Origin of the sequence: Flavobacterium adiutor, assembly GCF_048282555.1 — a bacterium.
Taxonomy (GTDB): Bacteria; Bacteroidota; Bacteroidia; order Flavobacteriales; family Flavobacteriaceae; genus Flavobacterium.
In genome coordinates this window covers 1,565,817-1,579,168 of the sequence record NZ_CP182487.1, presented here as the reverse complement: position 1 = coordinate 1,579,168, position 13,352 = coordinate 1,565,817, and the positions used below count along the sequence as shown (strand labels likewise).

14 protein-coding genes are annotated in these 13,352 nt (G+C 34.2%); 6 read left to right on the top strand and 8 right to left on the bottom strand.

The window, feature by feature from the left end; all coding sequences use genetic code 11:
- Nucleotides 1-2: 2 nt before the first annotated feature.
- The 3 genes from ACNC7R_RS07065 to ACNC7R_RS07055 form a co-directional block, all read right to left on the bottom strand.
- The gene (locus ACNC7R_RS07065; protein ID WP_417940234.1) at nucleotides 3-467 is read right to left on the bottom strand and encodes a GNAT family N-acetyltransferase; all 465 of its coding nucleotides are present in this window, start codon (nucleotides 465-467) and stop codon (nucleotides 3-5) included.
- A gap of 289 nt (nucleotides 468-756) precedes the next feature.
- Complete coding sequence (locus ACNC7R_RS07060) at nucleotides 757-1,233, bottom strand: hypothetical protein (RefSeq protein WP_417940233.1); 477 nt, start codon at nucleotides 1,231-1,233, stop codon at nucleotides 757-759.
- 114 nt (nucleotides 1,234-1,347) lie between these two features.
- Nucleotides 1,348-2,607 carry an aminotransferase class I/II-fold pyridoxal phosphate-dependent enzyme gene (locus ACNC7R_RS07055; protein ID WP_417940232.1) on the bottom strand — a complete coding sequence of 420 codons (1,260 nt, stop codon included), beginning with the start codon at nucleotides 2,605-2,607 and terminating at the stop codon, nucleotides 1,348-1,350.
- Between the two features lie 286 nt (nucleotides 2,608-2,893).
- On the opposite strand from ACNC7R_RS07055, the gene ACNC7R_RS07050 reads away from it, so the two are divergent.
- Together ACNC7R_RS07050 and ACNC7R_RS07045 are read left to right on the top strand one after the other, a co-directional pair.
- A complete protein-coding gene (locus tag ACNC7R_RS07050) occupies nucleotides 2,894-3,676 on the top strand; it encodes an NYN domain-containing protein (RefSeq protein WP_417940231.1) in 783 nt (260 codons plus the stop codon).
- A 36-nt stretch (nucleotides 3,677-3,712) separates the two neighbouring features.
- Nucleotides 3,713-5,227: an FMN-binding glutamate synthase family protein gene (locus tag ACNC7R_RS07045; protein ID WP_417940230.1), complete on the top strand. Its 1,515-nt coding sequence runs from the start codon at nucleotides 3,713-3,715 to the stop codon at nucleotides 5,225-5,227.
- A gap of 68 nt (nucleotides 5,228-5,295) precedes the next feature.
- On the opposite strand, the gene ACNC7R_RS07040 is transcribed toward ACNC7R_RS07045, so the two are convergent.
- Nucleotides 5,296-5,718, bottom strand: a complete 423-nt coding sequence (locus ACNC7R_RS07040; protein ID WP_417940229.1) for a hypothetical protein — start codon at nucleotides 5,716-5,718, stop codon at nucleotides 5,296-5,298.
- Between the two features lie 2 nt (nucleotides 5,719-5,720).
- A complete protein-coding gene (locus tag ACNC7R_RS07035; protein ID WP_417940228.1) occupies nucleotides 5,721-6,170 on the bottom strand; it encodes a YhcH/YjgK/YiaL family protein in 450 nt (149 codons plus the stop codon).
- A gap of 148 nt (nucleotides 6,171-6,318) precedes the next feature.
- Between ACNC7R_RS07035 and ACNC7R_RS07030 the strand changes: the two genes are divergently transcribed.
- The 4 genes from ACNC7R_RS07030 (at nucleotide 6,319) to ACNC7R_RS07015 (ending at nucleotide 10,296) form a co-directional block, all read left to right on the top strand.
- A complete protein-coding gene (locus tag ACNC7R_RS07030) occupies nucleotides 6,319-6,720 on the top strand; it encodes a DUF2809 domain-containing protein (RefSeq protein ID WP_417940227.1) in 402 nt (133 codons plus the stop codon).
- Nucleotides 6,686-7,264 carry a non-canonical purine NTP diphosphatase gene (locus tag ACNC7R_RS07025; protein ID WP_417940226.1) on the top strand — a complete coding sequence of 193 codons (579 nt, stop codon included), beginning with the start codon at nucleotides 6,686-6,688 and terminating at the stop codon, nucleotides 7,262-7,264. The genes ACNC7R_RS07030 and ACNC7R_RS07025 overlap by 35 nt, the downstream gene beginning before the upstream one ends.
- 194 nt (nucleotides 7,265-7,458) lie before the next feature.
- On the top strand, nucleotides 7,459-9,348 hold the full coding sequence (locus tag ACNC7R_RS07020; RefSeq protein WP_417940225.1) for a DEAD/DEAH box helicase: 1,890 nt from the start codon (nucleotides 7,459-7,461) through the stop codon (nucleotides 9,346-9,348).
- A gap of 174 nt (nucleotides 9,349-9,522) precedes the next feature.
- Complete coding sequence (locus tag ACNC7R_RS07015; protein ID WP_417940224.1) at nucleotides 9,523-10,296, top strand: carboxypeptidase-like regulatory domain-containing protein; 774 nt, start codon at nucleotides 9,523-9,525, stop codon at nucleotides 10,294-10,296.
- Nucleotides 10,297-10,403: 107 nt separating this feature from the next.
- On the opposite strand, the gene ACNC7R_RS07010 is transcribed toward ACNC7R_RS07015, so the two are convergent.
- From ACNC7R_RS07010 to ACNC7R_RS07000, 3 genes are all read right to left on the bottom strand, one after another.
- Nucleotides 10,404-11,255, bottom strand: coding sequence for an IS3 family transposase (locus tag ACNC7R_RS07010; protein WP_417939276.1), 852 nt, complete (start codon nucleotides 11,253-11,255; stop codon nucleotides 10,404-10,406).
- 14 nt (nucleotides 11,256-11,269) lie between these two features.
- On the bottom strand, nucleotides 11,270-11,698 hold the full coding sequence (locus ACNC7R_RS07005) for a transposase (RefSeq protein WP_417939275.1): 429 nt from the start codon (nucleotides 11,696-11,698) through the stop codon (nucleotides 11,270-11,272).
- Nucleotides 11,699-11,833: 135 nt separating this feature from the next.
- Nucleotides 11,834-13,294 carry an aminoacyl-histidine dipeptidase gene (locus tag ACNC7R_RS07000; protein ID WP_417940223.1) on the bottom strand — a complete coding sequence of 487 codons (1,461 nt, stop codon included), beginning with the start codon at nucleotides 13,292-13,294 and terminating at the stop codon, nucleotides 11,834-11,836.
- Between the last annotated feature and the right edge of the window lie 58 nt (nucleotides 13,295-13,352).

The following is a 13,352-nucleotide window of genomic DNA, read 5'->3' as shown; positions in this document are numbered from 1 at the left end:
TGCTAAAGTTTAATTTCATAGTAATAATAATTTGAGATAAAACTTTTTCTGATGAAACCAAAACTTTCGTAAAGCTGGTGCGCTGCAAAATTCTCAGTATCTGTATTTAATGAAATATGCTTGACATTATTTAGGCGGGCATGTTCAAAACACGCTGTCATAATTTCTCTTCCAATGGATTTTCTTCGAAAATCAGTTTTAACATAAAGATAGGAGATATGCCAATTGTATTCAAGAACAGACAACGGATTTATTTTATAATGCAATACGGCAAAAGCAACTACATCATCCTGCTCTTTTTTGGCAAAAATCTTCGCTTTTTTACGGCTTAATTTATCTTTAATAAACAGCACGGCATTTTCTAAATTAAGCAGTTTCTCATCAATTAATTTAGATTCATAAATGATGTCTTTTACCGAGTCAAAATCATCAGGGGTAATCTCATATACATCATTTAATTTACTCATAAAAAATCACCAGCACTTGATTAGTATTCCCTTTAAAATCACAAATTTAATTTTTATAAGTCAGAATCAAGAAGCTTTTCAGCCGAATAATAGCTCTGTTTGTGTAGAATTAAAACTACATCAGAAGTAAAAAACACAAATAAATTAGCTTTTTATAAAAGCTACATTAATATTAGTTTTTCTGCAAAACTTATTATTTCCTCCATAGACATTTATTAGGATATCTAAAATGCAAAACGTCCGGAAAAATTCCGGACGTTTTCTTAATTGCTATATATTCAAGAACTGATTACTCAGCACAATCCACTTTGGTCAATGTGTTTTTAACATCAAATTTTAGTTTTTTTCTATCTTTAAAACTTACTTTTCCATTGGCTTCTGCGACATCTCCGTAACCTTCAATATAAGTCCCGTCTTTTTGCAAAAATGCGACTTCCCGAATTGATGAAACACCTTCAGAATTAAAAGTATAATCAGCTATAAGAGTATCTCCATAGATATTTCCGATTAAAGTCCCTTCGTTTTTATCCTTTCCTAATATATTATAACTTAGTTTTCCGTTTACTTCCTGATGTGAGTTTACGTTGAAACTCATTTCAATTACACTTCCATTAGAATTCCAGGTATAACACTGATCTCCTGCAGGCTCAACAACTTCTGCCTCTTTAGGAGCGCTTGGAGTGATTTGAGGTTCAGGCTGTGTTGTTTCTTTTTTACAAGACATAACACTAAACATAATGATTAATAACGATAATACTTTTTTCATGATTTTTTATTTTTACTGTTAACTCTTGTAAAATTAATTCAATATAAAAAAATCCACTCTTATCAGGAGTGGATTCTTTTATATAATTTCCATATTAGGAACTCATTTATTTAACTAAGAAACATCAACTGTAGTGCGTTCTGCGATCTCTTTGTAAGTACCATTAACTAATTTTTCACGAATAGCTTCAAACGCCGTAAGTGTCTCTTCAATATCTGTCAAAGTATGAGAAGCCGTAGGAATCATTCTTAATAAAATAATCCCTTTTGGAATAACCGGATACACAACAATAGAAAGAAAAATACCGTAGTTTTCTCTTAAATCATTTACCATCACCATCGCTTCTGGAATACTTCCTTCTAAATAAACTGGTGTAATACAGGTATTTGTATCTCCAATATTAAATCCTTTTTCTTTAAGACCACTTTGCAATGCATTTACGTTTTCCCAAAGTTTATCTTTAATAGCAGAAGATTTACGTAATAATTCCAAACGTTTCAATGAGCCTATAGTCTGAATCATCGGCAATGCTTTTGCAAACATTTGAGAACGCAAGTTGTATTTCAAATAATCGATAACTGTTTTATCAGCCGCTACAAAAGCACCAATATTAGCCATAGATTTTGCAAAAGTAGAGAAGTAAACATCGATACCATCCTGAACTCCCTGCTCCTCTCCTGCACCGGCTCCAGTTTTCCCTAACGTACCAAAACCATGTGCATCATCTACTAATAATCTGAAATTGTATTTTTCTTTGAAGGCAACGATTTCTTTTAATTTCCCCTGCTGACCACGCATTCCGAAAACACCTTCAGTAATAAATAAAATACCTCCACCTGTTTCTTCAGCCATTTTTGTAGCACGCTGCAGGTTTTTCTCCATACTTTCAAGATCATTGTGTTTGTAGGTAAAACGCTTACCCATGTGTAAACGAACACCATCAATAATACACGCATGAGAATCAACATCATAAACAATAATGTCATTTTTAGTCACCAGAGCATCAATGATAGACACCATTCCCTGATAACCAAAATTCAATAAATAAGCAGATTCTTTCATTACGAATTCAGCCAATTCATTTTCTAATTGTTCGTGATACGTAGTGTGCCCAGACATCATACGGGCTCCCATAGGGTAAGCAGCACCAAACTGAATGGCCGCATCTGTATCTGCCTGACGAACTTCAGGATGATTTGCCAAACCTAAATAATCATTTAAACTCCAGTTTAAAATATCTTTTCCGTGAAATTTCATTCTTGGACCTAATTCACCTTCTAATTTTGGAAAAACGTAATAACCTTCTGCCTGAGAAGCCCATTTTCCTAAAGGTCCTTTATTCTCCTGAATTCTTTCGAATAAATCTTTTACCATAATATAATAGTGTCGTAATAATTTTGACTAAAATCAGCGAGCAAAAATAAATATTTATTCATTGGTATCATAATAATTTAAAAATGATTCGGATTCAAAATCGACGTTTAATAAATTTTTAAGGCATTTTTTGTAAAGTTGAAGTAAATTTCTTCGTAAAATCGCAATTCGTTGTTAATGAGCAAACAATTTATTCGTTTTTATAAATTCCTTATAAGACCCAATAATTGTTTATTTTTTTATTAATTTTAAAACTCTTATATAAAAAATCTTAACACCTGATCTAATGGCTTTAACGAATACTAAAGACTTAAAATTAGCCGTACTTATCGATGCCGACAACGTGCCTTACAGCAATGTGAAGGGGATGATGGAAGAAATTACAAAGTTTGGAACCCCTACTACAAAGAGAATTTATGCTGACTGGACCAAACCAAATTCAAATGGATGGAAAGGTGTTTTATTAGAACACGCTATTACCCCTATCCAGCAATATAGCTATACCGTTGGAAAAAATTCTTCAGATTCAGCTTTGATTATTGATGCGATGGATTTGCTTTATTCAGGAAAATTAGATGGGTTTTGTATTGTTTCAAGCGATAGTGATTTTACCCGGCTTGCCATTCGGTTACGGGAATCTGGTATGAAAGTAATTGGTATTGGCGAAAAGAAAACCCCTAACTCCTTTATTGTAGCCTGCGATCGTTTTATTTATATTGAGGTTTTAGATGGCGCTATTCAGAAGAAAAAACCAAAACCTGCCACAACAGTCGATTCTAAAAAACCTGTTGAAAAACAAAACATTAAAGCTCTGGACAAAATTGATGCTGCTACCATTGAGCTTATTGAAGCTACCATTGAAGACATCGAAGATGATGATGGCTGGGCATTTTTAGGAGATGTTGGAAACTTAATTGTGAAGAAAAAACCTGAATTCGATCCCCGAAATTACGGTTTTTCTAAACTGACACCCATGCTAAAATCGTTAACTGATATTCTCGAAATAGACGAAAGAGAGTCCGACAAAAAAGGAATCAAACATGTTTATGTGAGATTGCGATTTAATTAATTCAAATTATTACATTTTTAAAGTTTTAAAACAAACATGAGAAAGAAATTCTTCATCTACGGCTTCTTATTGTTTTTAATTGTTGCTGCCATTTATTATTATACTAACCGTGGTTTCCTATTGATAATTGTTCTTCCTATTTTGTTACTTGTTGGTACCTACAACGCTTCGCAGGAAAAACATGCCATTTTAAGAAACTTTCCTGTTTTAGGTTATTTCAGATATTTGTTCGAAATGATAGCGCCTGAAATTCAGCAGTATTTTATCGAAAGATCGACTGACGGAAAACCTTTCTCCAGAAATCAGCGCTCATTGGTTTATCAAAGAGCAAAAAATATCGATTCGAGCACTCCTTTTGGAACGCAACAAAACTTAAATACAGACAGTTACGAAGGAATCAAACATTCGATTTTTCCGGCAAAAGTAAACGAAGAATTACCACGGGTTTTAGTAGGCGGAAAAGATTGCAAACAACCTTATTCTGCATCTTTATTTAATGTTTCCGCAATGAGTTTTGGCTCACTGAGTGAAAACGCGGTTCGTGCCATCAACATTGGGGCTAAAAAAGGTAATTTTTATCAAAATACGGGAGAAGGCGGATTAACCGAATATCATCTTGCGGGTGGCGGCGATATAACCTGGCAGATAGGCACGGGTTATTTTGGATGCCGTGATGCGGAAGGGAATTTCAGTCCTGAAAAATTTTCAGAAAAAGCGAATCTTCCAAATGTAAAGATGATCGAAATCAAACTCTCTCAGGGTGCAAAACCAGGTCATGGAGGCGTATTACCTGCTGCGAAAAATACGGAACAAATTGCAAAAATAAGAGGTGTCATTCCTCATACTATGATTCTTTCTCCTCCCGGACATACTGCCTTTTCTGATGCAAAAGGATTGATTCATTTCATTAAAAAATTACGTGACTTATCAAACGGAAAACCTATCGGATTTAAGTTATGTATTGGAAATACGAATGAATTTGAAGCAATCTGTCATGAAATGATTGCCGAAGATATTTATCCTGACTTCATTACTGTTGATGGTGCCGAAGGTGGAACCGGAGCTGCGCCTCTGGAATTTGCTGATGGCGTCGGAATGCCTTTTGAACCGGCTTTAATTTTTGTAAACCAAACTTTGACAGCATTAAATATTCGTGACAAAATACGCATAATTGGCAGTGGTAAAATCATTTCTGGTTATTCTATCCTGCATGCTGTTGCTTTGGGTGCGGATATGTGCAACAGTGCGAGAGGCTTTATGTTTTCTCTTGGATGTATTCAGGCATTACGCTGCCATAATAATGAATGCCCAACAGGAGTCGCAACTCAAAATAAAATGCTTATGAAAGGTTTGGTGGTTACGGATAAATCAGAACGCGTTTATCATTTCCATAAAAATACGCTTCATGCTGCAAATGAACTTTTGGCAGCAGCCGGTAAAACATCTTTTGCTGATGTTGATATCAATATATTCATGCGCGGAGATGAATTCACCAACTTATCTGAATTATATTTCCCGGATAATTTAACAAACGTTACGAAACGCAATTAAACATAACAAAGCCTCTTTGTTCGATTACAAAGAGGCTTCGTTTTTTTTTAGAACTTTTTCCTAAAATATTATTTCAGAAATTTATTTATTTCTTCCTTATTAATAACTTCTTTGACAAAAACAGTATTATCATCAGCTAAAAAATAAACATGAAATAGTACTCCTTCATCAATTAATTCTTTAGGAATTTGATTTTTCTTAAGCATTTCTTTTAACAAAAGAGGAAAGACTGCTTCAGCCTTTTTTTTATTCGTTTCGTTCTGTTCTAAATCGGTTTCAAATCTTAATTCAATTTTACTATCGTTAATATACCCTCTGGCCGTAGTTAGGGTTACGTCATCTGCCTTAAATTTTACAGCCTCTTTATTATAAGCAACAACATACTCCTGTAATTTTTGTTTCGTGTTTTTACAGCTAATCAGAACTATCAAAGCAAGAAAAGCAAATACAATTTTGAATGGTTTACGAATCATACCTATATCCTTTGACAATATTAAATCTCCACTTTTATCACAATTTTATTTAGCACTCCATCAGTTATCATTGGTGCATGCACATCTTCAGGAAAAAGAATTACAAATTGATTTTCTTTCAATTTAAAAAACATATCCGGCGCATCACTAAAAAAACGAACATCTTTCTCATCATTATAACCTCCGTTTGGCGTTTTACAATTGGCTCTTGGTTTCCATGCAAAAGTTTCATTTTCACTTATACAAAACTGAATATCAATGTTTTTGTCATGACATTCAAAAGTAGTTAAGCTTTCTTCGACTGTTTTTCCTTTTCCCTGAAATCCAAAAAATTTAACTCCTTCAATTTCATGTTTAAAATCAGCGGAAAGATTTTCTAAATTATTTTCACGCAGATAATCAAATGCTTTTTTAAAGGAAGGATGCAAAATTTCGTATTTTGATGCATTCTCTAACGAATCTATAATCATATTTTATTGTAATTTAAGTGAGTTTTTTTTGTAAAAATAGGACTTAATTTATTTCAATCTCTATAAATCGTATGATTTAGCAAAACACTTATCACTTCTTTGTAACTTTGTTTATCACTAATTTCTTTAAAACAAGAACATATTCACTTTGAAAAGCCTCAGAATTCGTTATTTCATTCTATTGATTATCATTATTTTTCTTGGAATTATTTCACGAAAAATTAATTTTATTCCTCTTTGTTTAGGAGACTTTCTTTATGCAGTTATGATTTTTCTTTTGATAAGAATCTTTCTGATTAATCACAAACTCATCCAAATTGCAGTTATTTCAATACTGATTTGTTACAGCATTGAACTCTTTCAGCTTTACCAATCAGACTGGATTATTGCCGCTAGAAAGACCCTTTTTGGAAAATATCTATTAGGACAAGGTTTTTTATGGTCTGATCTTGTTGCTTACACCTTTGGTATTACCTGCTCTATTATAACTGATCATTATTTTAAAAACGACAAAAATGAAACTCGTCTTCGCATCAAACAACAAAAATAAGATAAAAGAAATCCAGAACATCTTAAACGGATCCATACAAATTTTAAGCCTTGAAGAAATTGGCTGTCATGAAGAAATTCCAGAAACTGCAGATACAATTGAAGGAAACGCTATTCTAAAAGCCAATTATGTAACTGAAAAATACGGCTACGATTGTTTTGCAGATGATACCGGCTTAGAAGTTGATGCACTAAATGGAGAGCCTGGCGTTTATTCAGCAAGGTATGCCGGAGAACAAAAAGATCCGAACGAGAATATGAACAAGCTTTTGGAATCTTTAAAAAATAAATCAGACAGAAGCGCACAGTTCAAAACCGTTATTGCATTAAATTTAAATGGTTCGAAGCATTTGTTTACCGGAATAGCCAAAGGAAATATAACTTTCTGCAAAACAGGAAATCATGGTTTTGGATACGATCCGGTTTTTCAGCCGGAAAATTATACGGAAACATTTGCTGAACTGGCTTCTGAAATAAAGAATAAAATTAGCCATCGCGCAAAAGCAACTCAGCAACTAATTGATTTCCTGAATTCAAGAAAATAATTGTTTAAAATACAACATTTAAATAGGTGAAATTTATATTTTCAGACGTGAAATTTTTCATTTAATTAACAAATCGATTTTAGAATAAACATAACTTTTTGATTATCAAATCATAACAAATACACAATTCTTAGAAATGCATTAGTTTATCTGGAATATTAGCAGTAATTTTGCACCCTATTTTAAAAATACATATGAATAAATTTGAACAATTAGGATTGAATGAATCGTTACTGAAGGCGATTTTAGATCTAGGATTTGAGAATCCGTCAGAAGTACAGGAGAAAGCGATTCCCCTATTATTGGAAAAAGATACAGATATGGTTGCGTTGGCTCAGACAGGGACAGGGAAAACAGCAGCTTTCGGTTTTCCGCTAATCCAAAAAATTGATGCTGACAACAGAAATACACAGGCATTAGTTTTATCGCCAACAAGGGAACTTTGTTTACAAATTACCAACGAACTTAAAAACTACTCAAAATACGAAAAAGGTATTAATGTGGTAGCAGTTTACGGAGGAGCTAGTATTACAGAGCAAGCCAGAGAAATCAAAAGAGGTGCACAAATTATCGTGGCTACTCCAGGAAGAATGCAGGACATGATCAACAGAGGATTGGTAAACATTAAAAATATAGATTACTGTATTCTTGATGAAGCTGATGAGATGCTGAACATGGGATTTTATGAAGATATTGTATCTATTTTATCGGATACTCCGGATGAGAAAAGTACATGGTTGTTCTCTGCAACTATGCCACAGGAGGTTGCCAGAATTGCGAAACAATTCATGAGCGAACCGGTTGAAATTACCGTTGGAACTAAAAACTCAGGATCTGCAACGGTTTCTCACGAATTTTATTTAGTTAATGCACGTGATCGTTACGAAGCATTAAAACGTTTAGCTGATGCTAATCCGGATATTTTCTCTGTAGTTTTCTGCCGTACAAAAAGAGATACTCAGGCTATTGCCGAAAAATTAATTGAAGACGGATATAGCGCCGCAGCTTTACACGGAGATTTATCTCAGGCACAGCGTGATGGCGTAATGAAATCTTTCCGCGGAAGACAAATTCAGATGCTTGTTGCTACTGACGTTGCTGCACGTGGTATTGATGTTGACAATGTAACTCACGTTGTAAATTATCAATTACCTGATGAGATCGAAACATACAACCACCGTTCAGGACGTACTGGTAGAGCCGGAAAATTAGGAACTTCTATTGTAATTGTTACAAAAAGTGAGTTGCGTAAAATTTCTTCTATCGAAAGAATTATCAAACAAAAATTCGAAGAAAAACAAATTCCTTCCGGAATCGAAATCTGCGAAATTCAATTACTGCACTTAGCAACAAAGATTAAAGATACTGAAGTTGATCACGAAATTGACAACTATTTACCAGCAATCAACAATGTTCTTGAAGATTTATCTAAAGAAGAACTGATCAAAAAAATGGTTTCAGTAGAATTTAACCGTTTCATTACTTACTACAAAAAGAACAGAGATATTTCTGTTCAATCTTCTAACGAAAGACGTGAAAGAGGTGATTCTGAGCCAAGAGAATTTAATAATAACGGTGCCGTACGTTATTTTGTAAACATCGGTTCAAGAGACAATTTTGACTGGATGACCTTAAAAGACTATCTGAAAGAAACATTAGACTTAGGTCGTGATGATGTTTTCAAAGTAGATGTAAAAGAAGGCTTTTCTTTCTTCAACACAGACCCTGAACACACTGATAAAGTAATGGATATTTTAAACAATACTCAGTTAGAAGGACGTCGTATTAATGTTGAGATTTCTAAAAATGACGGTGGCGGAAGACGCGATCATAATAACCGTGGCGGAAGACGTGATGCTCCAAGAAGAGAAGGAAACTTTGCACCAAGACGTGAAGGAGGTTTTAGAAGTGACAGAAATTCCGCTCCAAGACGTGATGGTTCCGGAGGAGGTTTTAGAAGTGAAAGAAATGCTGCTCCAAGAGAAGGAGGTTTCAGAAGAAACGAAGGAGGCTCTGACAGAGCACCAAGACGTTCTGAAAGCTTTGGAGATTCGTCAAGACCAAGAAGACCAAGAAGAGACTGATCATTTGATTATCTTTAAATATAAAATCCCGAATTCCAATTATCTCTGGAGTTTGGGATTTTTTTTTACATCTAAGAATCTTCCTCCAGTCTTTGTTAATTTTCTGATAATTATATTCAGATACTGCGAAATATTTAATCACGATTTACTACTTTTAGTGCTTTAAATCAGGATATGAAATATTTCGCAGTTTTCTTTTTTACATTATTGTCAGCTATTGGTTTCACTCAGGAAACAACACCTGCTTTTCCTCAAAGGGTTTCAGGTTACATCTATAATGACAATACCAAGGAACCGATTCCTAACGTAAATGTTATCAACACCAACAAAGTACGTGGTGCTATGTCCGATGCGAAGGGATATTTTGAAATTGATGTACAGGTCAATGATACACTCCATTTTTCTATCTTAGGCTTTCAATCGCTAAGAATCAGAGTAACAAATGACTGGGTAAAAAATAAGGTAACAAGAATTCAGCTTACAGAAAAAGCAATTGCCCTTGAAGAAGTTGTTATTGCGCCATTTCATCTAACCGGTTATCTGGAAGTAGATTCAAAATTAATTCCAACAAAGGAAAACTATCGTTACAGCATTTCAGGACTCACACAAGGTTATGAAGCTGGCGAATATTCTCCAAACGCTTTCGGAAAAGTTTTGGGATCTATTTTTAACCCTGCCGATATGCTCTATAATTTCTTTGGAAAAAATGCACGGGAGCTCAAAAAACTTAAGGAAATGAAGAAAGACGATACTGTTCGTAATTTATTAGAATCTAAATATGATCGTGAAACAGTATCAGTACTTTTGGGTGTGAGTAAAGACGAAATTCCTCAAATTCTGCAACGTTGCAATTATTCAGAATCTTTTATTCAGGAAGCAAATGATTTACAGATTATGGATGCTATTAGTGCTTGTTATGAGCAATATAAAGTTTTAAAAAGAAACTAATCTAAAAAGTGGTCAGTGGTCAGTGGTCAGTGGTCAGTTTTTTTATTGATCAGTTTGTCTAGTCCTGAAAAAGTGATACAGGATTAATAAAAAATAAAAGTACAATTTTAGACAGTAGCAAGCTCAGGTTTGCTACTGTTTTTTGTTTTATAGGTTCTCATTTTAATTTTGTTTTGGTTATGCATCTGATTTGGAGTAAGCATGTAATTAGAATAATGAGGTCTGATTTCATTATAGATATCAATAGCTTCTTTTACAATTTTTTGCATGATTTCTGCTTTTTGGTTGTATTTGTCAACCCTAAATTCCTGTTTTAAAATACCATTAATCCTTTCTGCCACTGCATTTTCATAAGGGTCAGAGTTTTGTGTCATACTACATAGAATTTTATTTTTATTAAGCTGCTTTTGATAGTCATTAGCACAATATTGAATCCCTCTGTCTGAGTGATGTATCAATGGTAAGTTTTTGTTGTTTCTGTGTTTAAGAGCCATTTTAAAAGCCTTCAAACTGCTTTCTGTGTTCATGTTATCGGCGACATAATATCCCATAATCTTTTTAGAATAAGCATCTGTGACTAAGCTTAAATAGCAAGGATTATCTCTTTTTCCTATATAGGTTATATCAGAGACCCAAACTTGCTCTGGTCTGTTAATTTCTAAATCTAGAATTCGATTTTGATGTTTATTAAATCGATGATGTGAGTTAGTCGTTACATGATAACTTCGTTTAGAATGTATCAATAAATGATTGGCTCTGAGTATATCAAAGAACTTATCTCTTCCAATTTTCATTAATTGAAGTTTATCCAACAAAAGATAATATAGTTTTCGAGCACCTATTCTAGGCATTGTCTTCCTGATATTATTCACCATCAAAATCACTTCTTTGGCTTTGTTTTGTTTGGATGCTATTCTTCTAGTCTTTCGATAATAAACCTGTCTGTCTATCCCGAACAAATAACAGGTAAACGCTACTGTTTTTTGTTCTTTTGCTTTAAAGCGGGCGATTGTTCGGGTGCAGAGTTTTTTCGGATATCGATATGATATTCTTTCTCAGCTAAATCAATCATCATGTCAAACAAGATTGCTTTTTTATCTGCAACGTAAGCTTGTCGTTCTAAAAAAGCCTTTTGTTTTTCTAATAGCTTGACTTGGGCTTCAAGTTCCATAATTTTTTGTTCGGGTGACTTTGCCATATTCAAAGGGGATTGGTTTTCCCAATCAAAGTTACCAAATTTTCGTAACCAGCCCAGAACTGTAGCATGGCTTTGAATACCATATTGTTTTCTAATTTGGGTAATTGATGAACTACCTTGCTCAACTTCTCTAACGATTTGAAGTTTTAAGGACATGCTGTAATCTCGCTGGGTGCGCTTTACATAATTGCTGTATTCTTCCATAACGATTGTTTTTGTGTATCGCTATTTCAGGACGGGACAGTTAAAATAAAAAAGAAAGCGATTCAAATTTGAATTGCTTTCTTTTTTATATAAGCATGAGTATTACTGAACACTAAAAAAACTGACCACTAAATACTACTTCAACGGTATATTCGAAAGAATTTCCAAAACAAATTTCCAGTATTTCTGAGCCGAAGAAATACTTGCCCTTTCATCTGGAGAATGCGCTCCGTGAATCGTTGGGCCAAAAGAAATCATGTCCATTTCAGGATAATTAGTTCCTAAAATACCGCATTCCAAGCCAGCATGACAAGCTACCACTTTTGGTTTTTCGCCATTTTGTTTTTCGTAAATAGTCTTTAAAACTTCTAATATTTCAGAATTTACATTTGGTGTCCAGCCTGGATAAGACCCTGAAAACTCAACTTCACAACCTACCAATTCAAAAACAGAACGCAAAGAATTGGCAAGGTCAAATTTGGATGATTCTACAGAAGAACGCGTTAAACATCCTACCAGAATCTCTCCGTCTTTTATAACAACACGTGCAATATTATTTGACGTTTCTACTAAATCAGCCATATCTGCGCTCATTCTGTACACTCCGTTATGAGCAGCATAAATTGCCCTGATAATACCTTCCTGAACTCCTAAATCCATTACTTTTTCAGGCAGAGCGCTTTTTACGATCTCTATAGATAAATTAGGTTCAGTAGTTTTATATTCCGTTTTAATATCGTTAATAATTTCCTGCATATCAAAAATGTAGGCTTCATCAAACATTTCAGAAATAATCACTTTTGCAACACTTTCTCTTGGAATCGCATTTCGTAAACTCCCCCCGTTAATTTCTGCAATCTGCAAACCAAAATTTTCAAAAGCATCAAATAACAAACGATTCATTATTTTATTGGCGTTACCTAACCCTTTATGAATATCCATTCCTGAATGTCCGCCATTCAATCCTTTTACCGTAATCGTATAACCTACCGAACCTTCCGGAACTTCCTCATTGTGATACGATCTTGTAGCTGTAACATCAATTCCACCAGCACATCCAATATCAATTTCATCATCTTCTTCTGTATCCAGATTCAATAAAATCTCACCTTGTAAAATTCCGCCTTTTAAGTTTAAAGCTCCGGTCATTCCGGTTTCTTCATCAATTGTAAACAAAGCTTCAATCGCAGGATGCGGAATATCTTTGCTTTCGAGGATAGCCATAATTGTAGCCACTCCCAAGCCATTATCTGCTCCAAGTGTAGTTCCACGAGCACGTACCCAGTCACCGTCTACATACATATCGATTCCCTGGGTATTAAAGTCAAAAACAGTATCCGCATTCTTTTGGTGTACCATATCAAGGTGTCCCTGCATTACGATTGGCTTGCGATTTTCCATTCCAGATGTTGCTGGCTTTCTAATGATTACGTTTCTGATTTCATCTTCAAAAGTTTCCAAACCTAAGCTGTTTCCAAATTTTTTCATAAATTCGATTACACGTTCTTCTTTTTTTGACGGACGCGGAACAGCATTCAAATCTGCAAATTTATTCCAAAGTACTTTTGGTTCCAGATTTCTTATTTCCTGACTCATATATTTTGTTTGATGTTTAACAATTAAGAACTCCAAAGTTACAAAGTTTAAATTCTTT

Bases quoted from the DNA above. Each gene is read 5' to 3' on its own strand.
- ACNC7R_RS07065 (WP_417940234.1), bottom strand. From the start codon at position 467: ATGAGTAAATTAAATGATGTATATGAGATTACCCCTGATGATTTTGAC.
- ACNC7R_RS07060 (WP_417940233.1), bottom strand. From the start codon at position 1,233: ATGAAAAAAGTATTATCGTTATTAATCATTATGTTTAGTGTTATGTCT.
- ACNC7R_RS07055 (WP_417940232.1), bottom strand. From the start codon at position 2,607: ATGGTAAAAGATTTATTCGAAAGAATTCAGGAGAATAAAGGACCTTTA.
- ACNC7R_RS07050 (WP_417940231.1), top strand. From the start codon at position 2,894: ATGGCTTTAACGAATACTAAAGACTTAAAATTAGCCGTACTTATCGAT.
- ACNC7R_RS07045 (WP_417940230.1), top strand. From the start codon at position 3,713: ATGAGAAAGAAATTCTTCATCTACGGCTTCTTATTGTTTTTAATTGTT.
- ACNC7R_RS07035 (WP_417940228.1), bottom strand. From the start codon at position 6,170: ATGATTATAGATTCGTTAGAGAATGCATCAAAATACGAAATTTTGCAT.
- ACNC7R_RS07025 (WP_417940226.1), top strand. From the start codon at position 6,686: ATGAAACTCGTCTTCGCATCAAACAACAAAAATAAGATAAAAGAAATC.
- ACNC7R_RS07020 (WP_417940225.1), top strand. From the start codon at position 7,459: ATGAATAAATTTGAACAATTAGGATTGAATGAATCGTTACTGAAGGCG.
- ACNC7R_RS07015 (WP_417940224.1), top strand. From the start codon at position 9,523: ATGAAATATTTCGCAGTTTTCTTTTTTACATTATTGTCAGCTATTGGT.
- ACNC7R_RS07005 (WP_417939275.1), bottom strand. From the start codon at position 11,698: ATGGAAGAATACAGCAATTATGTAAAGCGCACCCAGCGAGATTACAGC.
- ACNC7R_RS07000 (WP_417940223.1), bottom strand. From the start codon at position 13,294: ATGAGTCAGGAAATAAGAAATCTGGAACCAAAAGTACTTTGGAATAAA.